We start from the raw sequence: 26,648 nt of genomic DNA on the forward strand, positions 1-26,648 counted from the left end.
TAGCCAGAGCGCGTTATCATCTGTGTGAGACTCTGATGTGAATATCTGACCAATGGTGAGGTGCCACTTTCTTGCCTGCTGACTCTCTTTTTATTTTCAAGACCTGAGGTTGGAAAAATTTTATGACACAAAGCCCCATTGTTCTGACCGGCGGCGGGAAACGCATTGGCCTGGCCCTGGCACAACACTTTATTGACCAACAGCAACCGCTTATTATTAGCTACCGTAGCTACTACCCGGCGATAGCACAGTTAGAGCAGGCCGGGGTCACCTGCCTCTACGCAGACTTTTCAACTGACCAGGGAATTGTGGATTTTGCTACCGCGGTTATGGCAATCACTCCTGTATTACGTGCTGTTATCCATAATGCCAGTGACTGGCAGGCAGAAGGCTCGGCTCAGACACTCGGCAGTACCCTGGATAAAATGATGCAGATTCATGTTAAAGTCCCTTATCTGTTAAATCATCAACTTGCCCCGCTATTAAGTCAGTCGGGCCTGGCTGGTGGCGATATTATTCATCTGACGGATTATGTTGCGGAACGAGGGAGCGATAAGCATATTGCTTATGCAGCCAGCAAAGCTGCTCTCGATAATATGACACGTTCTTTCGCCCGCAAGCTGGCGCCGGCAGTGAAAGTCAATGCCATTGCCCCAGCAATGATCATGTTTAACGAGCACGATGACGCCGTTTACCGGCATCAGGCGCTGGATAAATCCCTGATGAAAATTGAACCCGGCCCAGGGGAGATAATCAGTCTGGTTGAGTACCTCCTGAATAGTCGCTATGTCACTGGCCGTACACATGGTGTCGATGGCGGACGCCCTCTGCGTTAATTTAGTGCCATGGTATAGTGACCCAATCAGGATCCAATCTTTTGACCCGGTGTTATCAATAATGAATAAAGTCGTATTTGTCGAAGACGATCCCGAAGTAGGACGTTTAATTGCAGCCTATTTGGCAAAACATGATATTGACGTAATAGTAGAAGGCCGGGGAGACCAGGCTGAAGCCGTCATTTTTCGCGAGCAGCCTGATTTAGTATTACTGGATATTATGCTACCCGGTAAAGATGGTATGACCCTGTGTCGGGACCTACGCCCCCACTGGGATGGGCCAATAGTTCTTTTAACCGCCCTGGACAGCGATATGAATCATATTCTGTCCCTTGAAATGGGTGCCAATGATTATCTGTTAAAAACGACGCCGCCAGCAGTGCTCCTCGCACGGTTACGCTTACATCTGCGTCAGAATCTTCCCGCCAGGCCAGCGGTCAGTGATGATCGTAATCAGGCATTAATTCCACATAAAGCCATCCATTTTGGCACACTGTCAATCGATCCAGTCAACCGACAGGTTACCCTGGCTAATGAAAATATTATCTTATCCACTGCCGATTTTGACCTTCTATGGGAACTGGCAACCCATGCGGGCCAAATTATGGACCGTGATGCCTTGCTGAGAAACCTGCGTGGTGTGAGCTATGACGGCATGGATCGCAGTGTTGATGTGGCGATATCACGCTTGCGTAAAAAACTGTACGACAGTGCAACTGAGCCGTTTCGCATCAAAACAGTTCGTAACAAAGGCTACTTATTTGCACCCCATGCCTGGGAAAGTGATGTCTGATGAAGAAATTATTTATTCAGTTCTATCTGCTGCTTTTTGTCTGCTTCCTGGTAATGACAATGCTGGTCGGATTAGTTTATAAATTTACGGCGGAACGCGCAGGCAGGCAAACCCTTGATGATTTAATGAAAAGTTCCTTATATCTCATGCGCAGTGAGCTACGTGAGACTCCACCACGCGACTGGAACAAAACGATTCACCAACTGGATCTGAACCTTTCGTTTAAACTGAATATCCATCCTCTGAATAAATTTGACCTTGATGAAGTCAGTATGAAGCATCTGCGTAATGGTGAGATAGTCGCCCTCGACGAGGAGTACACCTTTATCCAGCGTATTCCTCGTAGTCACTATGTGCTGGTCGTTGGCCCGGTACCTTATCTGTTTTTTCTGCATCAAATGCGGTTGATGGATATCGCCTTTATTGCCTTTATTGCTTTTTCTCTCGCCTTACCTGTGTTTATCTGGATACGTCCACACTGGCAAGACATGCTCAAACTTGAACATGCCGCCCAACGGCTAGGTGAAGGGCATCTTGAAGAGCGTGTCCATTTTGACAATACCTCAGGCTTTACGCGTCTGGGAGTCACTTTCAACACAATGGCGGATAATATTAATACGCTGATTAGCAGTAAAAAGCGGTTAATCGATGGCATTGCTCATGAGCTGCGTACCCCTTTGGTACGACTGCGCTATCGTCTGGCAATCAGCGATAATCTCAGTGAAGAAGAATCTTTGATGCTGAACCGTGACATTGGCCAGCTGGAGTCCCTTATTGATGAACTCCTGACCTATGCACGTCTCGACCGGCCACAAACCGAATTGCATCTCACTTCCTCTGATTTTAGCCAGTGGCTGGTAAGTCATGTGGAAGATGTCAGACTGATGAATCCCCAACAAACGATCGATCTCGAAACAGAAACCCTGGTTCCCGTAGACTATGGTGCGCTGGATTTACGCCTGATGGAACGTGTCACAGATAACCTGATTAACAATGCCCTGCGTTATGGCAAGCAACGACTGCGGGTCAGTCTATGGCGCGACAGAGAGGTAGCCTACCTGCAAGTTGAGGACGATGGCCCGGGTATCCCGGAAAGCGATCGCATCCGGGTGCTGGAACCCTTTGTTCGCCTTGACCCTAGCCGTGATCGGGCAACCGGGGGCTGTGGACTCGGGCTCGCGATTGTACACTCTATCGCCGTCGCGATGCGTGGGAGTGTGAGCATATCAAGCAGTCCACTGGGCGGTGCCAGCATTTGCTTTACCTGGCCGGTGGCCCCCCATGTAACAAGCTAATCCCCTTCTTCCTGCCAGGCGAGCCGGTTCCCATTGCTGATGCCTGGCACTTGTGCTAAAAATAAAAGTATGTTGTAACTATTTTGAGATGCTTATGGCGACTTATGACGTAGTTGAACGCATGACGTCAACTTTCCGTACTCTTGAACAGGCTTTGCTGCAACTTCGTGAAGGGCTGGAGCAGTCTGAGCTGCTTGCCGGGCGCGTTTTTGTACTACCGCAGATCCCGAAAGCTAAAGAGCATGATCCCGTTTCCCGTATTGCGGTGAGTCAGAGTGTCGGACAGGCGGCGCATCAGGCAAGCCTGACGCATTTAACACACCTGTTTATTCAGCAGCAGTCTGAAAATATCAGCAGCAAGGCTGCTGTGCGATTACCCGGCGCAATTTGTTACAACGTAACTCAAAAGCAGCACCAGCAGTTAACCCAACAAATATCATTAATCAACACGCTGAAACAGGCGCTGGAACAAATCATCACGGTTGATGCCGGGCTGGCTTCTGCGCAAAGATTTGAATGGGTTCATCGTTATATACCCGGTCTTATTACTCTGAATGCTTACCGGACGATTACGCTACTGGAGGCACCGGACACGGTCCGGTTTGGCTGGGCCAATAAGCACGTTATTAAAAATCTCACCCGCGAGCAGGTGCTGGAGGGGCTGAATAAAAGTCTGAAAGCTTGCCGCGCTGTTCCCCCCTGGACTAAAGAACAGTGGGCCAGCCGTCTGACGCAAGAGATCAACGACATTGCACGATTACCCGAAGAAAGCAGACTGAAAATCAAACGACCAGTAAAAGTACAACCCGTTGCCAGGGTGTGGTATCAGCAAATTCAGAAGCAAGTACAGTATGCTTGCCCTTCCCCACTACTGATCCTCTGTCAGCGGAAACAGGGGGAGGCGATTCCTCAGATAGGTGAGCTCCTGGACTATGACGCGGACAATATTCACCACCGCCATAAACCTGATGCCCAGCCACTGGAAATGATTATCCCCAGACTGCACCTTTACTGTCAGCATTAAGTGGCCTGGTGTCTGGTTGTATGCAACGGTACTCGCCCTGCCATGGCATGTTAATACGTAAAAAAACCGCCCGGTAACACTACCGGACGGCTCCCCGGTTATTTAAGGCATGCTGAACACTGGGAGGACAGAATTTGCTGAAAGAAGTCATTCCCTTTATCATCAACAAGAATAAATGCCGGAAAATCTTCCACTTCAATCTTCCAGATAGCTTCCATTCCTAATTCTGGGTACTCAATACATTCGAGACTTTTGATACTGTTTTGAGCCAGTACGGCAGCCGGCCCACCAATGCTACCCAAGTAGAACCCACCATGTTTATGACAGGCATCAGTAACCTGCTGACTACGGTTACCTTTCGCCAGCATGATTTTACTCCCTCCGTTGGCCTGTAAAATATCAACATAAGAGTCCATACGCCCCGCGGTGGTCGGGCCTAACGAGCCTGAGGCATAACCCTCCGGGGTTTTAGCCGGCCCTGCATAATAAATGGGGTGATCTTTCACATATTGCGGCAAACCTTCACCGTTATCGATACGCTCTTTTAACTTCGCATGGGCAATATCACGGGCCACTATAATGGTGCCACTCAACGAGAGTCGGGTGGACACAGGATAGGCGGAGAGTTGTGCCAGGATCTCAGACATGGGGCGGTTCAGATCAACTTTGACGGACTCACCTTCACCGGTCTGGCGCAATGACTCTGGAATATACTTCCCGGGGTTATTTTCCAGCTTTTCTATCCAGATACCCTGCTTATTAATTTTGGCTTTAATGTTACGATCTGCCGAGCAAGAAACCCCCATACCGACAGGGCAAGATGCGCCGTGGCGTGGCAGGCGGATAACGCGAATGTCATGGGCAAAATACTTCCCGCCAAACTGCGCGCCTAAACCAAGACGTTGCGCCTCATGGAGCAACTCTTTTTCCAGCTCAAGATCACGGAATGCCTGACCGTATTCATTCCCGACGGTGGGCAATTCATCATAATACTTGGTGGAAGCCAGCTTAACCGTTTTCAGGGTGGCTTCTGCTGATGTGCCACCAATCACAAAGGCAACATGGTACGGAGGACAAGCCGCAGTACCGATACTACGCATTTTTTCGACCAAATAATGTTTAAGTTTGCCGGGTGAGAGTAACGCTTTGGTTTCCTGGTAAAGGTAGGTTTTATTGGCAGAACCTCCCCCTTTGGCAATACAGAGAAACTTGTATTCATCACCATCAACACTGTAGAGGTCTATCTGCGCGGGTAAGTTAGTGCCCGTGTTAACCTCTTGATACATATCCAGGGCCGCATTTTGGGAATAACGCAGATTATCTTCAGTGAACGTGCGATAGACCCCGAGAGATAAGGCCTCTTCATCACCGCCACCGGTCCATACCTGCTGGCCTTTTTTACCCATGATAATCGCAGTGCCAGTATCCTGGCAGGTTGGTAATATGCCTTTAGCAGCGATTTCTGAGTTGCGCAGAAACTGCAGAGCCACATACTTGTCGTTCTCACTGGCCTCAGGATCACTCAGAATGTCTGCCACCTGCTGCTGGTGGGCCGGACGCAACATAAATGATGCATCATGGAAAGCATGCTGGGCCAGCAAGGTCAGAGCCTGAGGGTCAATTTTTACTATTTCGTTGCCGTCAAAATGGGCAACCGAGACATAATCACTGGTCAGTAAGTAGTACGACGTTTTATCTTTCTTTAGCGGGAAAGGTTCTTGATAATGAAACGCTTTATTCGACATTTTATCTCACTTGCGACAACAGCAACGTTAATATTATTGTTCGGCGCAAACGCCTGCGCCGCGTTAAAAACAAGTCATAATATGCTACACAATTTTTTAACAAAAACTGCGACTGATACGACTTTTTATTGCCAAGGTTACTTCCTGGCGATTTATTGCTTTAATAAGGACATATAACCTAAATAGTTCAAGCCGTTTCCCTGTACGGTCGAAGCTGCATCAATGGGCTGCAATCGATGCTCGTTATCGTCCTGTACCTGGCGGACTTGAAGTATGAGGGGTATCACAACATATTATCCAGGGAGCTACCATGCAAAAGCTGCGCAATTCTATCCAATATTATGCCTGGGGAAGCCATAACGCCTTAACAGCGCTTTATGGTTACCCGAATCCTGACAATCAGCCTATGGCCGAATTGTGGATGGGCGCTCACCCAAAGAGCAGTTCATATTTAGTCGATAAAGACGGTGATGAACGCGTCTTACGAGATGTGATTGACGGGGCGAAGTCGGCTTTGCTGGGGGAAACGGTAGCAGAACGTTTTGGTGAGCTCCCTTTCCTGTTCAAAGTACTGTGTGCCGCACAACCCTTGTCAATACAAGTTCACCCAAGTAAGCAAGCCGCCGTGGATGGTTTTGCCAAAGAAAATGCACGCGGTATTCCGCTGGACTCCCCCCAGCGAAATTATAAAGATCCAAATCACAAACCTGAGCTGGTTTATGCCCTGACCCCCTTCTTAGCAATGAACGGTTTTCGTGAGTTTTCAGAGATAATGACACTACTGCAGCCAGTTTCTGAAGCACATGATTTGATTAGTCATTTCCTTGAACAGCCAGATGAAAAACAACTATCACAGCTTTTTGCAGGTTTACTGGCCCTGGAGGGCGAACCAAAAAACCAGGCCCTTGCGGTCTTAAAATCAGCCCTTTCCCGTCAGCAAGGTGAGCCCTGGGATACCATTCGCAGTATCAGTAAGTTTTATCCTAATGACACGGGCCTCTTCTCACCATTATTATTGAACGTGGTAAAACTGGCACCTGGTGAGGCAATGTTCCTGTTTGCAGAGACGCCGCACGCTTATCTTGATGGTGTCGCTCTTGAAGTCATGGCGAATTCAGATAATGTGTTACGTGCAGGGCTAACACCAAAATACATTGATATTCCTGAACTTATCGCTAATGTTAAGTTTATAGCCAAACCGGCGAATCAGTTGCTGATGCAACCTGAACAGCACGGTGACAGTCTGGACTTCCCGATCCCTGTTGATGATTTTGCTTTCTCTATCCATACATTGCGTACCGAGGCAGTGCCGCTTGTGCAACGAAGTGCCGCCATCGTTTTTTGTATTGAAGGAGAAGCTGTACTGTCCCGCGCGCAGCAGCAGTTAGTGCTTAACGCTGGTGAGTCAGCGTTCATTGCCGCTAATGAACCTTCCGTCAGTATCAGTGGCCATGGGCGGCTGGCTCGTGTTTACAACAAAGTTTAACAAACTCTTTTTTGCTATAATTTGCTACGCTTATTGTCAGTTGGTCGCTCAAACCACAGTACAGAAACGTTTAGCGTCGGGTACTGACGATATTGAGTTATGGTATTAAACAATTACCAGACAGCAAGGAAAGCCGCTTTTTTCCGTCTGGTTAGCCGTTTCAGCGCCTGTTTACAGGCGTTTTCATCCACCCGGTAGGGGCGACTACCGGTACTTAATATGGAACTTAATACAATGAAAAAATCTCTGGTTGCGGTTGGTGTTATTATCGCTTTGGGTGTGGTATGGACGGGATCATCCTGGTATGTTGGTAAAGAAGTCGAAGTTCGTATGGCGGATATGGTTCAAAAAGCCAATGAAGAACTCACCAAGGCATTACCTGATTCAGGGCTCGTCGTGAGCTATGAAAATTATCAACGCGGGCTGCTGGATAGCAAAATGCAGTTAGTCATTAAGACTACCGCCGACGCCAAAAGCCCTCTGTTGCCTGTTGGTGAGAATATTATCTTCAATGAAACCATCTCCCACGGCCCCCTCCCGGGTTTAACACATTTCAATTTCATCCCCGGGATGGCTTCTGTTCATTCCGAACTGGCGAAAAACGAAACCACTCAACCATTGTTTGACATGACACAAGACAAATCACTGATTAATGGGGTGACTCGTGTCGCATTTGACGGTGCCACGTCATCTGTTATCTCTATAATCCCTGTTGATTATACTAAAGACGACACACATTTTGTTTTCAGTGGTAGCACAATGAACGCGGATGTTGACGCCGAAGGGGACAAAATGACCTTTGGCCTTGATGCTAACAGTGGCAGTATTAAAACCAAAAATGAAGCCGGACAGCCAACTGAAATCAGTTTCAATGGCATTAACATCACCTCTGACTCACAAAACAGTGTTGCTGATTTACGTGTAGGCACTCAGAAAGCAAGTTTAAAAAGCCTGTCACTCAATGTGGCGGATAAAGAGCTGGCTGCATTAAATGGTTTGGTGCTGTCCGCGAATACTGAACTACAGGCAGATAAAAAGAATATTGCCATTCAAACTGACTACAGTCTGGATGCACTGAAGGCGCAGGGGCACGATTTCGGTAGCGGCAAACTGGCTATTAAGCTGGACAACCTGGATGCAGAAGCCTTAAGTGCCGTGAGCCAGGCTTATGCCCAGGAATCACAAAGGTTGTTGCAAGATCCTGACATCATGCAGGATCCTGAATTGTATCGTAAAGAGATGGTTGAAGCCTTAGTAGCCAGCTTCCCACAGCTGTTAAAAGGTAATCCAAACATCAGTGTTTCACCATTAAGCTGGAAAAACAGTAAAGGTGAAGCAACCTTTAATCTGGCACTGGCGCTGAAGGATCCCCAATCTGCCAGTGCGCCTGCCGACTCTGTAGAAGGTGCATTGGGGCAATATATCACTAACCTCGATACCCGTCTGGTGATCCCTTTTGATATGGCTATCCAGCTGATGAGCCAGGTTGCGCAACTGGAAGGTGCCTCCCCTGCAGAAGCTGAAAAACTGGCAAATCAACAAGTGAAAGGCCTGGCCGCAATGGGACAAATGTTCCATATCACTAAAGTTGAGAACAACAGCATTACTGCCAGTCTGACCTTTGCTAATGACAAAGCCACGCTCAATGGTGAAGCGATTCCATTACGTGATCTGTTTGGTAGCTTACCATTTAGCCTGGAAAGCGATGAAGGTCAGGGAGAAGCCCCGGCCGTGTCAGAACCTCAAGCTGCTCCGGGTTCAGTCGCACCAGAAGAAGCACCACAGCCATAAGGCTTACCAGCAAACCGGAAGCACCCCGTGCTTCCGGTTTTTCGCGACCTACATCCCCTCTCTGACGACGACCGTCGTCCCACTCGCCTCCCCAAACCAGGCTGTCAAACCGCCATTCGGCAATTTATTGTTGCGCAACAGAATGAGTTTCGTAGCATTTTATTGGCAAATATTCTTATAATATGACGCACTTCTTCTTTGTAATAATGAGTGCCCTATGCTTGATACCCGCCTGCCGTTAACCGATCTGCATCGCCATCTTGATGGTAACATTCGCGCGCAAACCATTCTTGAGCTTGGTCGTGAGTTCAACATCAGCCTACCAGCAGAGACGCTGGAAACCTTACGCCCACACGTGCAAGTGGTAGAAACCGCCCCTGATTTGGTGAGTTTTTTGCAAAAACTGGACTGGGGAGTCAACGTACTGGGCTCGCTGGAGGCATGTCGCCGTGTCGCCTGGGAAAATATTGAAGATGCCGCCCGTAATGGTCTGCACTACGTTGAGCTGCGTTTTTCTCCAGGTTATATGGCGATGAGGCATAACCTGCCAGTGGCGGGTGTTGTCGAAGCCGTGATAGAGGGTGTCACTCAGGGATGCCGCCATTTTGGCGTTGAGGCTCGCCTTATTGGCATAATGAGCCGTACCTTTGGTGAAGCGGCCTGTGAAGCGGAACTGAATGCCTTACTGGCTCACCGGGATCAGATTACGGCCCTGGACTTGGCAGGGGATGAACTGGGATTTCCTGGCGGTTTATTTCTCGAGCATTTTAAGCGGGCTCGTGATGCTGGCTGGCATATTACCGTACATGCAGGCGAAGCCGCCGGCCCGGAAAGTATCTGGCAGGCCATTCGTGAACTGGGGGCTGAACGTATTGGACATGGCGTGAAAGCTGTCGAAGATCCTGCGTTGATGGATTTTCTCGCCGAACAGAGAATAGGCATTGAGTCCTGCCTGACATCCAATATTCAGACCAGCACAATAGCCACCCTGGATAAACATCCGTTAGTGAGATTCCTGGATCATGGCATCCTGGCAACCATTAACACTGATGACCCTGCCGTTCAGGGGATTGATATCATTCATGAATATCAGGTTGCTGCCCCTCTGGCAGGATTAAGCCCGGAGCATATCCGTACTGCCCAGAAAAACGGGCTGGAAATTGCATTTTTAACCGCTGCGGAAAAACAGGCACTGATACAAAAAGTTAGCGCCTGTTAATCGAACGCCACGGTGTGCGTGCCCACCACACCGTGGCGAATATGCTATGCTCTGCCGCCCTTCACGACGTGCCAGCGGTTCTTCGCATCACGGCAACACGGTTCCAATACTGCCAAACCCTGCCGGTAGCGATAACAGGCTAAATAACGTCAATTGTCCTATTTTGCCGGGCAGAGGCAATACCCGCCTCAATCAGCTCCATCACGGCAATCGCATCCTTCGCTGTCACCGGATTCTCAGCAATGCCGTTCAAGGCATCCCGAATACCCGCATAGTAAGCGGGATAATCACCCGGCTCGGTTGGCAGAGGGTGTGACTCAAGTTTATCTTCCTTCGCCAGGGTCAACACGCCATCACGCGTATCCAGACCCCAGTTATCCTGAGGCAATCGGGCCCCGGCTCTGAGTTGATCTTCCTGAGGGTCTGAACCGAACTTAACATAGCTGCCCTGAGTACCATGGACGATATAACGTGCCGTTTCTGCAGCAGCCAGAACGGTACTGTGCAGGACAACCCGATGCCCGGGATATGTCAGCAGTGCATGAAAATAGTCTGTTGCTTTTGCCCCGTTACGTAACTGTGCTAAATCAACAGTAATGCTGGTCGGCTGACCAAACAAGGTGAGCGCCTGGTCGATGAGGTGTGGCCCCAGGTCGTACCAAATACCACTCCCGGCAGTGGCCTGCTCACGCCAGCGATCGCGCACAACAGGGCGATAGCGGTCAATGTGAGACTCAAAATAGACAACATCTCCCAGGCTTCCCCCGGCAAGTAGTTGCCTGAGAGTCAGGAAGTCACTGTCCCAGCGACGATTATGAAATACAGATAACAATAAACCTTGCTGCCGGGCAAGATCATCCAGCTCATACGCTTGCTCAAGGGTCAGAGTAAAGGGCTTATCGACGACCACATTTTTGCCCGCTAACAGCGCAGACTTCGCCAGCGGGAAGTGCGTATCGTTAGGAGTTGGGATAACAATCAAGTCGATATTCGGGTCATCAAAAAGCTGCTGTGGACTCGAAACGACTGGGGTTTGTGCCCAGTCTGCATGCACTTTTTTTGCATCACTGCTTGAGATGGCAGCAAGCACCATTCCCGGGGTTCCCGCAATCAACGGGGCATGAAATGTCTTACTGGCATAACCATAACCGACAAGCCCGACACGAATAACTTCACTCATTGGCATTCCTCATTTATGGGTGTGGCCCAGTTGGACGATGGTATTGTTCGAGTCTCAGGCAGGCGGCAACGCAGCGAATCCCCGGGAGCCGACATCAGTCAGTGACCGGGGTGAGCGAGGACGGCCAACGCCCCTGCGGCTTGAACTATCACATTCATACACTAAATAGTTCGAGTCGCAGGCAGGCGGCAACGCAGCGAATCCCCGGGAGCTGACATCAGTCAGTGACCGGGGTGAGCGAGGACAGCCAACGCACCTGCGGCTTGAACTATAACGTGTATGACCAGGATAACACAGCCAGACCATAATTACCCCAAACAAGCGTAGCGGTAGCATTCATGATAAAAACACTTATAATCACGGACTTTATTTATCTTCGGTGGTTCGGGATTTTTTATGACGGTTAAACCCCCACGTATTGCTGGCTGGTTACTTGCACCTTTGGCCTGGCTTTTAATGTCACTGATTAGCAGCTCCCTGGCGGTTGCTATTTACGGGATGATGCTGCTGGCCCCTGACACTCATCAGATGATGGCCGCGCAAGGAAATAACATGCTGTTTTTATGGTATTTCTCAGTTATTTGCGCATTAGCTATGTGGTGCTATACCCTGTGGCTGACGGTGGCATTCTTTAAGCGCCGCCGCAATGTCGTCCGTCATTATATTTTGTGGCTAATGCTGTCCCTGATTCTGGCCATCAAGGCTTTTGCTCTGTCCCCCGTCAGTGACAGTCTCGCCCTGCGCCAGCTGATGTTCCCATTATTGGCTGCGGCGTTAGCAGTTCCCTACTTAAAACGGTCTAAAAGGGTTAAAGAAACTTTTATAAATCCGTAATAACCCTACAATCAGCCTGTTGCTGCCATCGATTGATTAGTCGATAATAGGCGGCTTTTTTCGTTTTAGGTCAAATCATGTCAGATTACTTGCTGCTTTTTGTGGGCACTATTTTGGTCAATAACTTCGTATTGGTGAAGTTCCTTGGCTTGTGTCCCTTCATGGGTGTATCCAAAAAGCTGGAAAGTGCCATAGGTATGGGACTTGCCACCACGTTCGTGATGACCATTGGGTCCATTTTTTCATGGATAATTAATGAGCTTATCCTGATACCTCTGGACGTGGGTTATTTACGCACCCTCTCGTTTATTCTGGTTATCGCGGTAGTCGTTCAGTTTACTGAGATGGTTATACGTAAAACCAGTCCGGCGCTCTATCGCCTGTTAGGGATCTTCTTACCGCTGATTACTACTAACTGTGCCGTTTTGGGGGTCGCATTGCTTAATGTCAACCTTAACCATAACTTCCTGCAATCGGCTCTGTACGGTTTTTCTGCTGCGGTTGGATTTTCGCTGGTGATGGTCCTGTTTGCCGCTATGCGTGAGCGCCTGGTCGTCGCAGATATTCCCGCCCCATTTAAAGGTAATGCCATTGCCTTAATTACCGCAGGTCTGATGTCACTGGCCTTTCTCGGCTTCAGCGGATTGGTGAAGTTCTGATGAGTACCCTGTGGATGGCGATTATCGCCCTGACGTTACTGGCGTTAGTCTTTGGCCTGATTTTGGGGTATGCCTCGCGTAAATTTGCTGTCACCGAGGACCCCATTGTTGAACGTATTGAAGAATTACTGCCACAGAGTCAGTGCGGGCAGTGTGGCTATCCTGGCTGCCGTCCTTATGCCGAGGCAGTAGGTAACCAGGGCGCTAAAATCAATCTCTGCGCCCCTGGCGGTGAAGCGGTGATGCACAAAATTGCTACCCTGCTCAATGTCGATCCCCTCCCCCTTGACGGTGATAATCAGGCAGAGCCGGAACGTATGCTGGCCATCATTGATGAGGCAAACTGCATAGGTTGCACCAAATGTATTCAGGCCTGCCCGGTGGATGCCATTATCGGTTCGACCCGGGCCGTGCATACCGTTATCAGTGATTTATGTACCGGGTGTAATCTCTGTGTTGCCCCTTGTCCAACCCTTTGTATCGAACTGCGCCCTGTAGTTGTGACAACTGAAAGCTGGAAATGGGATTTAAACAGCATCCCAGTACGCAATATCCCGGTAGATAATCATGTTTAGTTTTTTAAAACGTTTTAATGCAAATCGAATTTGGGATTTTGACGGTGGTATTCACCCCCCTGAAATGAAAACCCAATCTAATGGCACGCCTCTGCGTCAGGTTCCGCTGCCACCAACATTGGTAATCCCACTGAAACAGCATATCGGGGATGAAGGTGAACTGTGCGTCAACGTTGGGGATAAGGTGTTGCGTGGTCAGCCGTTAACACGCGGCTTCGGACGCATGTTACCGATTCATGCTCCGACCTCTGGAACCATTGACAGGATCACACATCATATTACAGCGCACCCTTCAGGCCTGACGGAGCCTTGCATCATTCTGCTTGCTGATGGTGAAGATCGCTGGTTTGAGAGAGAGGGCTGGAGTGATTATACCCAGCGCTCCCGAACCGAGCTGATTGAGCGTATCCATCAGTTTGGCGTCGCCGGCCTGGGTGGCGCGGGATTTCCTACCGCAACAAAACTGCGTGGTGGTGGTGATAATATTGATACCCTGATTATCAACGCTGCCGAGTGCGAGCCCTATATCACTGCAGATGATCGCCTGATGCAGGATTGTGCCGCACAAATTGTCGAGGGGATTCGCATCCTGGCGCATATTCTGCAGCCCCAGAAAATCCTGATTGGGATTGAGGATAATAAACCTCAGGCAATCTCAATGATGCGTGCAGTGCTGGCTGAAAGCCATGATATGCAACTGCGGGTCATTCCGACTAAGTACCCTTCTGGTGGAGCCAAACAGCTGACACAAATTCTGACCGGTAAGCAAGTTCCCCATGGGGGACGCTCGTCAGATATCGGTATTTTAATGCAGAATGTTGGCACCGCTTATGCGATTAAGCGAGCGGTTATTGATGGGGAACCGTTAACCGAACGTGTGGTCACCCTGACAGGTGAAGCCATTTCTCAGCCAGGTAATGTCTGGGCTCGTTTAGGTACGCCGGTGCGTCATTTGCTCAAGTTTGCGCACTTCCGAACCAGCGCCGAGCAAAAAGTCATCATGGGAGGGCCATTAATGGGCTTTACCCTGCCGGAGCTTGATGTCCCCGTAGTTAAAATCACGAACTGCTTACTTGCACCGTCAAGTGAAGAGATAGCCCCGCCCCAAGAAGAACAAGGGTGTATTCGGTGCAGTGCTTGTGCAGATGCGTGCCCTGCTGACCTGTTACCCCAACAGCTATACTGGTTCAGTAAGGGGAAACAGCATGATAAAGCCACAAGTTATAACCTGTCTGACTGCATCGAATGTGGGGCTTGTGCCTGGGTATGCCCCAGTAACATTCCCCTGATCCAGTATTTCCGTCAGGAAAAAGCCGAGATACGTGAAATCGAGCTCGAAGCAAAACGGACCCTGGAAGCAAAAGCGCGCTTTGAAGCCCGTCAGCAACGACTGGATCGCGACAAACGTGCACGCCAGGAAAAACATAAAGCCGCCGCCGCGCAACCCAGTCGTGAGGACAGTGCCGCAATTCAGGCTGCTCTGGCACGCGTACAAAGCAAAATAAACGGGGACAAACAGTCCACGGTTATCACACCTGGAGCCGTGCCAGACAATAGTGCCGTAATTGCCAGTCGTGAGGCCCGTAAATCCCTTGCCCGAGCACGCCAGGCCGAGAAAAATCGTGCTGATGATAATTCAGGCGCGAGCATGCCCCGTCAAAACCAGACGTCTGAATTAGCTGCTGATATGGACCCACGAAAAGCCGCAGTTGAGGCCGCCATTGCCCGGGCCAAAGCCCGCAAGCAGCAGGCCGACACAGCGGTAACCGAACTCCCCGCGGAGCCTGTCGCCCCACGAAAAGCGGCAGTTGAGGCCGCCATTGCCCGGGCCAAAGCCCGTAAGCAGCAGGCCGATACGGCGGCAACCGCGCACCCTGCGGAGCCTGTCGACCCACGGAAAGCGGCGGTTGAGGCCGCCATTGCCCGGGCCCAGGCAAAGAAAGCCGCTCAGATGCCTTCAGAGGAATAAATGGTTTTTAAAATCGCAAGCTCACCTTTTACCCATAATCAGCGCAATACCTCGCGGATTATGATGCTCGTTTGCCTCGCCACGGTACCCGGGATTGTAACCCAATGGTACTGGTTTGGGGCCGGCACCCTGATTCAGTTATTGCTGGCTGTTGCCACCGCACTCTTTACCGAGGCGTTGGTTATGCAGCTGCGTAAAAAATCCCCCCGGGCTTATCTGAATGATAACTCTGCGTTGCTGACGGGGTTGCTGCTTGGTATCAGTATTCCACCACTCGCCCCTTGGTGGATGGTTATTCTGGGTACCGCTTTCGCCATTATCATTGCCAAACAATTATATGGCGGGCTGGGACACAATCCGTTTAACCCGGCAATGATAGGCTATGTGGTGCTGCTTATCGCCTTCCCGGTACAGATGACCACATGGTTACCCCCGAATGTGCTTGCAGCGTCCACCCCGGACACACTGGATAGCATGAACTTGATCCTCCATGGTGTGACTCAAAGTGGTCAGACATTGCAGGAATATCGACTGGATATTGATGGTATTAGTCAGGCGACCCCCCTGGATACATTTAAAACGGGTCTGCATTCCGGGCAGTCAGCGGAGTCTTTACTCCAGATGCCTCTTTTCTCTGGTGCTCTGGCGGGAGTGGGCTGGCAATGGGTAAACCTTGCTTATCTGGCTGGCGGCCTTTTCTTACTCTGGCGTGGCACTATACGCTGGCATATGCCCGTGGCATTTTTGGCCATGCTGGTGTTCTGTTCTGGTCTCGGCTGGCTGATTGCACCTGATAAATGCCTGCCGCCACTGACCATGTTATTTTCTGGCGCCACCATGCTCGGTGCTTTCTTTATTTTGACAGACCCGGTTACTGCCTCAACCACGGATCGCGGGCGACTTATTTTCGGCGGGCTGGTCGGGCTACTGGTCTGGTTAATTCGTACCTGGGGAGGCTATCCAGATGGTGTCGCTTTTGCGGTACTTTTAGGCAATATTACGGTCCCGCTCATTGACTATTATACCCGTCCCCGCCCTTATGGCCACCGTTAGGAAAGACGATGTTAAAGACAATGCGAAAACATGGTGTCACACTGGCGTTTTTTGCCGCTCTGTTGACGGGATTAACCGCTCTCGTGAATGAGCTCACTAAGCCCACTATTGCAATACAAACCGCTTTACAGCAACAGCAGTTATTCGATCAGGTTATCGATCATGATCTCTATGATAATGATATTCAGCATAGCTGTTTACTGGTAAAAGACTCCCCTCTAGGCAAAGGGGAACACAGAATTTATATCGCACGCAAAGGGCCTACCCCCATCGGGGTTGTGATGGAAACCACCGCGCCAGATGGTTATTCTGGTGCTATACAAATACTTGTGGGCGCCGATTTTGACGGCACAATCATTGGCACCCGAGTAACAGAACACCATGAAACACCGGGCTTGGGTGATAAAATTGAACTGCGTCTCAGTGACTGGATCACACATTTTGCCCATAAACACATTGAGAATGACCAGGATCCGAACTGGGCAGTACAGAAAGACGGCGGGCAGTTCACCCAGTTTACTGGTGCAACTATCACACCACGCGCGGTGGTCAATGCGGTGAAACGCGCCGGGCTGTTTGCCCGGACCTTGCCACCTATGCTTAATCAACTTAGTGCTTGCGGAGAACAGTCATGAACGAAGCAAAACGTGTTCTGGGCGACGGCGTCTGGAGGAACAACTCGGCTTTGGTGCAACTACTGGGGCTATGTCCACTGCTGGCCGTAACCTCAACCGCAACGAATGCTCTGGGACTTGGATTGGCGACAATGCTGGTACTCACCCTGACAAATGCCTCCGTGTCGGCATTTCGTTCTTGGGTACCCGCAGAGATACGTATCCCTATCTACGTGATGATCATCGCGTCGGTCGTCAGTGTGGTTCAGATGCTGATCAATGCTTATGCTTTTGGTCTCTACCAGTCATTGGGGATCTTTATCCCGTTGATCGTGACTAACTGTATCGTCATTGGCCGGGCAGAAGCCTATGCAGCCAAAGCCAGCATTCCCCTGGCTGCCCTTGATGGCTTTGCCACCGGACTCGGGGCTACCTGTGCAATGTTTGTTCTGGGTTCATTACGTGAAATTATTGGTAATGGTACCCTGTTCGATGGCGCTGATGCCCTGCTGGGAGAGTGGGCCAAATCCATCCGTATTGAAATTTTCCATACCGATACCCCTTTTCTGTTAGCCATGTTACCCCCTGGCGCCTTTATTGGCCTTGGTTTAATGCTGGCAGTAAAATATCTGATTGATGAGCGGATGAAAGCGCGCAAAGGGAAATCTGCGGAAATCATAATAGATGCCAGTGTGGAAAAGGCCTGATGAATAGTGCGAAAAGGTTGCTCATTCTGCAGCGTTTACAGGCGAACGATCCCCATCCAACCACCGAGCTTAAATTCAACTCTGTCTTTGAGCTATTGATTGCGGTGCTGTTATCAGCCCAGGCGACAGATGTCAGTGTCAATAAGGCTACGGCTAAACTCTATCCCGTGGCAAACACACCAGGGGCGATGCTGGCATTAGGTGTTGACGGGATTAAAGCCTACATCCGAACCATTGGCCTGTTTAACAGCAAAGCTGAAAATATCATAAAGACCTGCCGTATCTTGCTGGATCAGCACCAGGGTGAGGTGCCAGAAAACAGGGAGGCACTGGAAGCACTCCCTGGTGTCGGGCGGAAAACAGCGAATGTGGTCCTTAACACAGCCTTTGGCTGGCCTACCATTGCGGTGGACACTCACATTTTTCGTGTCTGTAATCGGACGCAATTTGCGCCTGGCAAAAATGTTGAACAAGTCGAGGCCAAACTACTGAAAGTCGTTCCTGCAGCCTTTAAAGTGGACTGTCACCACTGGTTAATTCTCCATGGTCGATACACCTGTATTGCACGCAAACCTCGCTGTGGCTCATGCCTGATTGAAGACTTGTGTGAATATAAAGAAAAAACCAGTATTTGAATCCTGAGTGCGGATTATAGGCATAATGCCCTGCCGTTTCTCCGGTAACTATTGCGGTTATCATCAGGAGCATTGATTAGGATATTTGACGCGTTCGGGATTTTTTGGGCCCCATAAAGGGAAAAAGATTAGCCTGCTGAAACGTATGATTTATTAGTGAGTTTTTAGTTAAAAAAATGTAAAAAACAATTATTCACTCTATTTACCAGAGCATGCCGGAGCCGCTCTCGCCCTATAAATAGCTGGATAATTACCATTAAGGCAGTTCATCACACCAGCCTGGTGACATAATGCAGGGAATAACACCGCTCGCTCCTTAAAACCACATAATTGCAGAGTATTTGCAGGAAATTGAGAGCGATAGTGAAATTTAACACCTTCATCCTTTTTTAATCATAGTGTATTATGCTGGTGAAGATTATATGTAACCAAATATGTCAAATCACTTGTCGAATGGGTAAGGATAAGGAACATTACCCGCCGTTTTTTAATTTTTGATAATAAAAATTAAATGTCTTGCCTGGAAACATTCCATCTGCCGGTCATGCCAGACTCAGATAATGACTGAATAATGGGTAGCAAGTGGAATGAAGATCATGCAAGGCATTATATAAAAACCGTACTAATACGGGATGTGTAAAGAGGTCTATGTGTCAACTACAAACAACAAACAACCCAATGAAAGCGTTAGCTTAAATGTTTTTAAACAGCCACGCGCCTTCTATCTGATTTTCTCGATCGAACTCTGGGAGCGTTTCGGCTACTACGGCCTGCAAGTTATTCTGACTGTCTACCTGGTCAAAATGCTGGGGCTGACGGAGGAGCAGTCGGTAACCTTGTATGCCACCTTCAGTGCCCTAATGTTCGGCATGATGTCAATTGGTGGCTGGCTGGGGGATAAAATCCTCGGGACTAAACGCGTTATTATGCTGGGCGCCATTGTGCTGGCCTTGGGATATTTAGCCATCGCCACCTCAGGTCATGACAGTGGTATCCTGTATGTTGGTTTAGCCACCGTTGCCGTCGGTAATGGCCTGTTTAAAGCTAACCCGTCATCGTTACTCTCTACTTGTTATGAAAAGGACGATCCCCGTATCGATGGGGCATTTACCATGTATTACATGGCAATTAATATCGGTTCTTTCTTCTCTACACTGGCGACCCCCTGGCTGGCTGCCAAATATGGCTGGAGCGCTGCATTCTCATTGAGTGTGGTGGGCATGCTGATAACTATTGTTAACTTTTTATTCTGTCGCAAATGGGTTAAAAATCACGGCTCAAAACCTGATTTTGAACCGCTTCATGCAGGAAAACTACTGACAACTCTGATCGGTGTTGCAGTATTGATTACCGCTGCGACCTGGTTACTGCATTTCCAGGGGATTGCCCGATTGATGCTGGCGCTGGTAGCTATAGGGGTTATTTTTATTTTTGCGAAAGAGACTTTCTCGCTGAAAGGAACGGCACGTCGCAAAATGATCGTGGCCTTTATCCTGATGCTACAGGCAGTCGTGTTTTTTGTCCTCTATAATCAGATGCCAACCTCACTGAACTTTTTTGCTATTCGCAATGTTGAACACAGCATTTTAGGTTTTGCAGTCGAGCCGGAGCAATTCCAGGGGCTGAACCCATTCTGGATCGTCGTTGGCAGCCCAATTCTGGCGGCAATCTATAACAAGCTTGGCGACAAAATGCCAATGCCACATAAATTTGCCATTGGTATGGTGCTCTGCTCCTTATCGTTCTTAGTGCTGCCCCTGGGGATTAGCTTTGCCAGCGCGGCGGGGATCGTCTCCTCTAACTGGTTAATCCTGAGCTACGCCATGCAGAGTATTGGCGAGCTGATGATTTCCGGCCTTGGTCTGGCGATGGTTGCCCAGCTGGTACCACAGCGCTTGATGGGTTTCATCATGGGTAGCTGGTTCCTGACCTCTGCAAGTGCTGCTATTATTGCCGGAAAGGTGGCGGCCATGATGGCAGTGCCCAGCAATATTAATAACCCGCTCCAGTCACTGGAAATATACGGACGCGTGTTCCTGCAAATTGGTATCGTGACGGCAGTTATTGCTCTGCTGATGATATTCACGGCCCCAAGACTGAACCGTATGATGAACCCGGATGCGAAGGACGTAACAGCATCATAGGTCCATAACCTCATTCAGGTCTCCTCTGATGCTAATTTGAGGAGACCTTATTGGCATAAGCAGGAACCACTTATGCCAATAAGGCTGAATCATTTACCCTGCCGTTATGCCACACTGTTCACTTATCTGTTAGTTCCCCTTTAAGGAGTGACTCATGAAGCTGTATATCAAGCCCGGCGCCTGTTCCCTTTCTCCTCATATCATTCTGCGCGAATCCGGACTGGATTTTTCAACCGTCCAGGTCGACTTAGCCACTAAGCGCACAGAGCATAATGAAGATTATCTGGCAATCAATCCGAAAGGCCAGGTACCCGCCCTGCTGCTCGATGATGGGGAATTGCTGACAGAAGGGGCCGTTATTGTGCAGTTCCTGGCGGATAAAGTGCCTGATCGTCAACTACTGGCGCCTTTGGGCAGTCTGACTCGTTACCACACCCTGGAATGGCTGAACTATATTGCCACCGAATTACATAAAGGCTTCTCTCCCCTGTTCAAGCCAGACACACCTGAAGAGAACAAAACAGCCACCCGTGAGCAGCTGGCGCAGAAGTTTGCTTATATTGATACCGTGCTGGAGGGTAAGCAGTGGCTGATGGGGCAACGTTTCAGTGTGGCAGATGCTTATCTGTTTACTGTCGCTCGCTGGGCTTATGCTCTGGGGCTAAATATAGAGCACCTGCCCCATCTGGCAGCCTTTATGGGACGAATGAAAGAACGCCCTGCTGTTGCGGCAGCACTGGCGGCTGAAGCCCAGTAATATTTAACCTGGTATGACGTTCGATGATGGGGAAGCCACTTCCCCATCATCGTGTTAATCAAGGGCTACGGCCGTGAATCTGTGTTCTGGATTAACAATATTCTCTTGTGCAGCCACCAGTTGCAGTTCATATTCCCGCATATGCTGGGTTTTCAGCATGATGTCATAAACTGCGGCAGTAACATGCTCAAAGGCTTCACGCAGGGAGGCTCCTTGCAGGAGTTTCACCAGTAGCAATCCACTGGTCACATCCCCGACACCAACAGGCTGGCGCTCACCAAAATCCACAAGCGGGCGATGAATATGCCAGGCCTCATCCGCCGTTACCAGCAACATTTCAAAGTTTTCTGCATGAAATCCCGCTTTCGCCAAATGCTTGACGAGCACAATTTGTGGCCCTGTCGCAATCAGCTCCCGAGCGGCGACCACCGCATCGGCCACGGAATTCACACTGTGCCCACACAGGATCTCAAGCTCCACCATATTGGGCGCGATAATGTCACTGGCGGGCAGTGCGTAGCGAGTATGAAACTCCGCCACCCCAGGCGCTACAATGCAGCCTTTCTCTGGATGCCCCATTACGGGGTCACAAAAATAGATTGCTGCTGGATTCGCTGCTTTAACCTGACGAACAATAGACAGAATATGCTCACCCTGTTCCGCTGACCCCAGATAACCACTAAGTATTGCGTCACAATATTTGAGCTTATCAATATTGGCGATACCTTGCACAATGTCACTTAAATGGCTGGCAGGCATCACGCTTCCCGTCCATTGTCCGTATTGTGTATGGTTCGAGAATTGTACGGTGTTCAATGGCCAGACATTGGCACCTAAACGACGCATGGGGAATTCAGCCGCACTGTTTCCCGCGTGACCAAAGACCACATGGGATTGAATGGCAAGGATGTTTTTCATTTTTGACTATTTACTCACCAGGTATGCCGGACGGGAACACCGGCCAAAAGTAAAAAGCGTAGCTTGCGCTACGCTCTTAGTTTATCAGACTGACTTCCAGCAAATCAGACAGTAGTTCTTCTTGCCACGACGCAGAAGCGTGTAACGATTATGCAGAATATCTGACGGGACAAAACGGTACTCAGGATCAGACTGCTTTTCGCCATTGATGGTAATCGCATTCTGAGCAATAGATTTGCGTGCCTGGCCCCGGGAAGGTTGCAGCTCTGACTCAACAAGGGCTTGTTGTAGGTCAACCCCGGAATCGAGTTCAACCATAGGAACGCCATCCTGTGCCAGCTGTTCAAAGTCAGCCTCGCTCAGTTCACTGAGATTGCCATTAAACAGGCTGGCAGTAATGCGTTTGGCCGCAGTCAGGCCCACATCACCATGAACCAGGCGTGTCACTTGCTCTGCCAAAACATACTGAGCACGAGGTGCTGCACCGCTATTTTTGTCCTCTTCTTCCAGTTGGTTTATCTCTTCGAGACTCATAAACGTGAAGAATTTCAGGAAACGGTAGACATCCGCATCGGCGGTGTTGATCCAGAACTGGTAGAATTTATATGGGCTGGTTTTTTTCGGATCAAGCCAGACGGCGCCACCCTCAGTTTTCCCAAATTTGGTGCCGTCGGATTTAGTGATCAGAGGAACCGTTAACCCAAAAGCTTGTTGCTGATGTAAACGGCGGGTAAGATCAATCCCTGAAGTGATATTCCCCCACTGGTCCGAACCACCAATCTGCAATACCACCCCGTGCAGTTTGTTCAGGCAGGCAAAGTCATAACCTTGTAATAAATTATAGGAAAACTCGGTAAAAGAGATTCCCACATCATCACGATTAAGGCGCTGCTTCACCGCTTCTTTATTAATCATCTGATTAACAGAGAAATGCTTGCCGATATCACGCAGGAAAGTCAGTACATTCATGTTGCCAAACCAGTCATAGTTATTGGCAGCAATCGCGGAGTTTTCACCACAGTCAAAGCTTAAGAAAGGCTCAACCTGGCGACGAATCTTTTCTACCCACTCTTCAACAGTGTCTTCAGTATTGAGCTTACGCTCTACGGCTTTAAAGCTAGGATCACCAATAAGCCCGGTTGCCCCACCGACTAATGCGACCGGCTTATGACCTGCTTCCTGAAAACGTTTCAGGCACAGTAGAGGAACCAGATGGCCCAAGTGCAAGCTATCAGCGGTCGGATCAAAGCCGCAATAGAGTGCGATTGACCCTTGCGCCAGTCGCTCTGCTAACGCATCCTCATCCGTAACCTGGGCCACCAGGCCCCGCTCTTGCAATTGTTTTATCAAATTGATGCCTGACATCAAATTCTCCATCTCTATACGACTGCACCTTTACCGGTACACGGCTTTTCGCCCACTGGCGAAAGTTTCTTTATTAAGCGCTAAACGCCCCATTCTTCCATGTCACAGCCCTGTTTATGAGTCTGAACTTACAAAACCTGCAACATCAATTGTCTGGATGCATAGAATAAAGCGCTCGCATCCACAGTACCAGCGCTTAACAAGAAATTCCTGCGCTTATGGGGCAAGACGGTCGATATTCCAGCCATTTTCGTTTCGTTGGTAAAGAAAACGGTCGTGGAGGCGATTGGCCCCCCCCTGCCAGAACTCCATCTGCTCAATGCTCACCCGGAATCCTCCCCAAAAACTGGGCAACGGAACTTCTCCAGATTGGAATTTTTGTTTGAGTTCTAAAAACTTCCCTTCAAGAATGCCTCGTGCAGAAATACGGCTGGACTGCTTAGAAACCCAGGCACCGATTTGACTGTCACGTGGGCGGCTATGGAAATACTTTAATACTTCCAGGGTCGACAACCTTTCAGCTATTCCCTGGACCATCACCTGACGTTCCAGCATATGCCAAGGAAAGTGAAGACTAATACGCGCGTTATGCTCAATTTGCTGCGCTTTGCGTGAGCCGAGGTTGGTATAGAACACCATCCCTCTTTCGTCGTAATGTTTAAGCAAAACAATACGCTGGTAGGGTTGTCCATGCTCATCCACTGTCGCCACGACCATTGCCGTAGGATCAGCCAGTTTTGCTTCACAAGCCTGTGCCAGCCAGCGCTCAAATAGCGGTAATGGCGTTTCGGTGAGCTGCTGACGCCGTAATCCACCTTGCGTATATTCCCGCCGAAGATGGGCTATCTGCTGCAAAGAATCGTTATCAGACATGATGTTACACCCACTATTTTTGAATGAGTTCTATTGTGCTCCCCGTATCCAAAAATCTCAATCTTTTGGATACCAGCAATGTTCAGGCTTTGACGTTTAATTTCTGGCTTATTTCCTGTTTAATACTAAATACTGCCAATATCCCTGAGCGGCATGCTCCCTGTAGTGAACTGTTCGATAAAATGACAGTCTCAATATTCACCCTCTCATCGAGATCATGCATAGCATAAATATTGTGCTTTCAGCCGCAGAATGGCGACGCTGATTTGCTCTGAATTCGATGAAGTGTTAATCGTGTAATAATGCAGCAATCCGATATTTTTTTAGTATCCGTTTAGGTATTATTAGTTTAGATCTGCTTATATTTTACCGGTTGATGTTGTAACAAGATAAGTATCAGATCGATTTACCCTATATAATGAGTACTCATGGAAGCTCATTTGAGCGTCTCGTCATGATTGGAGATAGAAATGATTTCACGTGTTCTGGTAGTTTCACTGGTAGGTTTAACCCTCGCGGGTTGTGTTAACAACAATGCACTTTCTGGTGATGTGGTCAGTGCCAGTCAAGCGAAGCAAGTCCAAAACGTGACATACGGGACCATTCTGTCAGTACGTCCAGTACAAATTCAGGGTGGTAGCGATGAAAACATCGTTGGTGCTATTGGCGGTGCCGTTCTGGGCGGTTTCCTGGGTAATACTATCGGCGGCGGTACGGGGCGTTCACTGGCTACCGCTGCGGGAGCTATCGCAGGTGGTTTAGCAGGTCAGGGTGTACAGGGTGAACTGAATAAAACCAATGGCGTACAAATGGAAATTCGTGAAGACAGTGGCAGAACTATCGTTGTGACGCAAAAACAGGATGCAACACGCTTCTCTGTTGGACAACGTGTTTCACTGATAGGGAATGGCAACCAGGTCTCAGTTGCTCCACGTTAATATAACTAAAGGCCTCACCTGATAATTCAGGTAGGCCTTATATTTACAGGTTTTTTGTTATTCCCACCGTCGTTTATTTCACCCTACAGTACTGGGATACTGTTATGGCTGAACATAAACCGAGCCGTCGCGCAGCAGGCATAATACTGCAGTGGTATGGACCGTCGCAGAAGTATGAATGCTACACCTCACCGCCCTGTAATCGGGTGATATTTGTTTCCAGTCGGCTGATTAAGTTAATGAGTTGTTCTTGTTCTTCTGAGCTGATACCAGAAAGAATCTCACAACGTGTCATGCCGATGACATGTTCCATTTGTTCAATAATTACTCCGGCACTTTCTGTTAGCGTAATTCGTTTGGCTCGACGATCGTAGGCACAGGTACGACGAGCAATAAGCCCTTTCTTTTCCAACTGATCTAAAGTACGGACCAAAGAAGGTTGCTCGATACCAATGGCTTTAGCCAGTTGAATTTGAGACTGTTCGGGGGGCATTTGATGAATATTATGCAATGTCACCCAATGGGTCTGTGTCAATTCCAAAGGCTTTAATCGGTGATCGATTAATGCGCGCCAGAGACGCACCAAACGGGATAAGTCCGATCCTAATGGCGATTCCAATTTCACCTCCTTATAATTAGCTTTCTAACTTAATTTGCCGATCCTAATGTCATGTCCAGACATTAAATGCCAAAACCGAATCCCTTATTTTGATAAAGTTTACTCACTCTTTGCCACTTCAATATTCTACAAACTAACAAAAATGAAAAGTACACTTTACAATTCAGAGGTTTTACTGACGGTAATTTTACTTTTTACTGATAAGTAACCAGCCCAATATTCTGATTTTCTACTCCTCCTTATTATCGTGCAGAGATAAAATCTGTCAGATGAAAAGGTGTACGTTAAACGTATCGGTGCAGATGGTATGTTGTATTTTTGAAGGCAATCGATGTACAAAAAATCGCCCAGATTGAGGCTGAAAATAGCACGTCAAAAGACACATTTTAACACTAACGATTTAAATGTAGCTGTTAGCTGCCCTTCAGAAATAATCTGTCTGATGTGCGATGAGTCGCATCCGACAAGCCAGGCGCTAGCGTCTGAAACCTGAAAACACTGGCACAACAGCGAGTGGGGAACAACCGATGAACCTCTCACAAAATCAATCTAACACGTTGTTAGTCGTTTGCCAAAAACCGAAAAAATACCGGAAGATAACAACAAGTTACTATTCAGA

The 26,648-nt window shown here is 48.9% G+C and carries 24 protein-coding genes; 18 read left to right on the forward strand and 6 right to left on the reverse strand.

Translation table 11 applies throughout. From position 1 onward, the window contains the following. Nucleotides 1-122: 122 nt before the first annotated feature. The 4 genes from folM to tus all read left to right on the forward strand — a co-directional run bounded on the left by folM (nt 123) and on the right by tus (nt 3,948). Entirely contained in the window at nt 123-836 is a 714-nt protein-coding gene (gene folM / locus JK154_RS03575) for a dihydromonapterin reductase (RefSeq protein WP_211991132.1), read from the forward strand. Between the two features lie 61 nt (nt 837-897). Continuing rightward, nucleotides 898-1,629, forward strand: coding sequence for a two-component system response regulator RstA (rstA, locus tag JK154_RS03580; protein ID WP_211991133.1), 732 nt, complete (start codon nt 898-900; stop codon nt 1,627-1,629). Then, entirely contained in the window at nt 1,629-2,924 is a 1,296-nt protein-coding gene (gene rstB, locus JK154_RS03585) for a two-component system sensor histidine kinase RstB (protein ID WP_211991134.1), read from the forward strand. The genes rstA and rstB overlap by 1 nt, the downstream gene beginning before the upstream one ends. 94 nt (nt 2,925-3,018) lie before the next feature. Continuing rightward, the gene (gene tus / locus JK154_RS03590) at nt 3,019-3,948 is read left to right on the forward strand and encodes a DNA replication terminus site-binding protein (RefSeq protein WP_211991135.1); all 930 of its coding nucleotides are present in this window, start codon (nt 3,019-3,021) and stop codon (nt 3,946-3,948) included. Between the two features lie 98 nt (nt 3,949-4,046). On the opposite strand, the gene fumA is transcribed toward tus, so the two are convergent. Beyond that, entirely contained in the window at nt 4,047-5,693 is a 1,647-nt protein-coding gene (gene fumA, locus JK154_RS03595) for a class I fumarate hydratase FumA (protein ID WP_211991136.1), read from the reverse strand. Between the two features lie 310 nt (nt 5,694-6,003). Between fumA and manA the strand changes: the two genes are divergently transcribed. From manA to add, 3 genes are all read left to right on the forward strand, one after another. Then, nucleotides 6,004-7,179, forward strand: a complete 1,176-nt coding sequence (gene manA / locus JK154_RS03600; RefSeq protein ID WP_211991137.1) for a mannose-6-phosphate isomerase — start codon at nt 6,004-6,006, stop codon at nt 7,177-7,179. A gap of 234 nt (nt 7,180-7,413) precedes the next feature. Beyond that, nucleotides 7,414-8,970 (forward strand): YdgA family protein, encoded by a 1,557-nt coding sequence (locus JK154_RS03605; RefSeq protein WP_211991138.1) that lies wholly within the window; start codon nt 7,414-7,416, stop codon nt 8,968-8,970. A 217-nt stretch (nt 8,971-9,187) separates the two neighbouring features. After that, nucleotides 9,188-10,189: an adenosine deaminase gene (gene add / locus JK154_RS03610; RefSeq protein ID WP_211991139.1), complete on the forward strand. Its 1,002-nt coding sequence runs from the start codon at nt 9,188-9,190 to the stop codon at nt 10,187-10,189. Nucleotides 10,190-10,328: 139 nt separating this feature from the next. Here the strand turns inward: add and JK154_RS03615 are convergent, their stop codons facing one another. Then, the gene (locus JK154_RS03615) at nt 10,329-11,369 is read right to left on the reverse strand and encodes an oxidoreductase (protein ID WP_211991140.1); all 1,041 of its coding nucleotides are present in this window, start codon (nt 11,367-11,369) and stop codon (nt 10,329-10,331) included. 396 nt (nt 11,370-11,765) lie between these two features. Between JK154_RS03615 and JK154_RS03620 the strand changes: the two genes are divergently transcribed. From JK154_RS03620 to gstA, 10 genes are all read left to right on the forward strand, one after another. Then, nucleotides 11,766-12,203 carry a DUF2569 domain-containing protein gene (locus tag JK154_RS03620; protein WP_211991141.1) on the forward strand — a complete coding sequence of 146 codons (438 nt, stop codon included), beginning with the start codon at nt 11,766-11,768 and terminating at the stop codon, nt 12,201-12,203. Nucleotides 12,204-12,280: 77 nt separating this feature from the next. Continuing rightward, the gene (rsxA, locus tag JK154_RS03625) at nt 12,281-12,862 is read left to right on the forward strand and encodes an electron transport complex subunit RsxA (protein ID WP_211991142.1); all 582 of its coding nucleotides are present in this window, start codon (nt 12,281-12,283) and stop codon (nt 12,860-12,862) included. Beyond that, nucleotides 12,862-13,437: an electron transport complex subunit RsxB gene (gene rsxB, locus JK154_RS03630; RefSeq protein WP_211991143.1), complete on the forward strand. Its 576-nt coding sequence runs from the start codon at nt 12,862-12,864 to the stop codon at nt 13,435-13,437. Before rsxA ends, rsxB begins: the two co-directional genes overlap by 1 nt. After that, nucleotides 13,430-15,406, forward strand: coding sequence for an electron transport complex subunit RsxC (gene rsxC, locus JK154_RS03635; protein ID WP_211991144.1), 1,977 nt, complete (start codon nt 13,430-13,432; stop codon nt 15,404-15,406). Before rsxB ends, rsxC begins: the two co-directional genes overlap by 8 nt. Beyond that, nucleotides 15,407-16,459 (forward strand): electron transport complex subunit RsxD, encoded by a 1,053-nt coding sequence (rsxD, locus tag JK154_RS03640; RefSeq protein ID WP_211991145.1) that lies wholly within the window; start codon nt 15,407-15,409, stop codon nt 16,457-16,459. Between the two features lie 8 nt (nt 16,460-16,467). Continuing rightward, the gene (rsxG, locus tag JK154_RS03645; protein WP_211991146.1) at nt 16,468-17,094 is read left to right on the forward strand and encodes an electron transport complex subunit RsxG; all 627 of its coding nucleotides are present in this window, start codon (nt 16,468-16,470) and stop codon (nt 17,092-17,094) included. Continuing rightward, complete coding sequence (locus JK154_RS03650; RefSeq protein WP_211991147.1) at nt 17,091-17,780, forward strand: electron transport complex subunit E; 690 nt, start codon at nt 17,091-17,093, stop codon at nt 17,778-17,780. Before rsxG ends, JK154_RS03650 begins: the two co-directional genes overlap by 4 nt. Continuing rightward, nucleotides 17,780-18,415 carry an endonuclease III gene (gene nth, locus JK154_RS03655; RefSeq protein WP_211991148.1) on the forward strand — a complete coding sequence of 212 codons (636 nt, stop codon included), beginning with the start codon at nt 17,780-17,782 and terminating at the stop codon, nt 18,413-18,415. Before JK154_RS03650 ends, nth begins: the two co-directional genes overlap by 1 nt. Before the next feature lie 650 nt (nt 18,416-19,065). Further along, entirely contained in the window at nt 19,066-20,559 is a 1,494-nt protein-coding gene (dtpA, locus tag JK154_RS03660) for a dipeptide/tripeptide permease DtpA (RefSeq protein WP_211991149.1), read from the forward strand. 154 nt (nt 20,560-20,713) lie between these two features. Further along, the gene (gene gstA / locus JK154_RS03665; protein WP_211991150.1) at nt 20,714-21,316 is read left to right on the forward strand and encodes a glutathione transferase GstA; all 603 of its coding nucleotides are present in this window, start codon (nt 20,714-20,716) and stop codon (nt 21,314-21,316) included. A gap of 54 nt (nt 21,317-21,370) precedes the next feature. Here gstA and pdxY read toward each other — a convergent pair whose 3' ends face one another. The 3 genes from pdxY to pdxH form a co-directional block, all read right to left on the reverse strand. Then, entirely contained in the window at nt 21,371-22,234 is an 864-nt protein-coding gene (gene pdxY / locus JK154_RS03670; protein WP_211991151.1) for a pyridoxal kinase PdxY, read from the reverse strand. A gap of 84 nt (nt 22,235-22,318) precedes the next feature. Then, nucleotides 22,319-23,599, reverse strand: a complete 1,281-nt coding sequence (tyrS, locus tag JK154_RS03675) for a tyrosine--tRNA ligase (RefSeq protein WP_211991152.1) — start codon at nt 23,597-23,599, stop codon at nt 22,319-22,321. Nucleotides 23,600-23,815: 216 nt separating this feature from the next. Beyond that, nucleotides 23,816-24,472 (reverse strand): pyridoxamine 5'-phosphate oxidase, encoded by a 657-nt coding sequence (pdxH, locus tag JK154_RS03680; RefSeq protein ID WP_211991153.1) that lies wholly within the window; start codon nt 24,470-24,472, stop codon nt 23,816-23,818. A 470-nt stretch (nt 24,473-24,942) separates the two neighbouring features. Here pdxH and JK154_RS03685 point away from each other — a divergent pair, with 470 nt between their 5' ends. Beyond that, complete coding sequence (locus JK154_RS03685; RefSeq protein WP_211991154.1) at nt 24,943-25,410, forward strand: glycine zipper 2TM domain-containing protein; 468 nt, start codon at nt 24,943-24,945, stop codon at nt 25,408-25,410. A gap of 181 nt (nt 25,411-25,591) precedes the next feature. On the opposite strand, the gene slyA is transcribed toward JK154_RS03685, so the two are convergent. After that, the gene (gene slyA / locus JK154_RS03690; protein WP_211991155.1) at nt 25,592-26,035 is read right to left on the reverse strand and encodes a transcriptional regulator SlyA; all 444 of its coding nucleotides are present in this window, start codon (nt 26,033-26,035) and stop codon (nt 25,592-25,594) included. Nucleotides 26,036-26,648 lie beyond the last annotated feature (613 nt).

It is taken from the genome of Citrobacter sp. JGM124, assembly GCF_018257795.1.
Taxonomy (GTDB): domain Bacteria; phylum Pseudomonadota; class Gammaproteobacteria; order Enterobacterales; family Enterobacteriaceae; genus JGM124.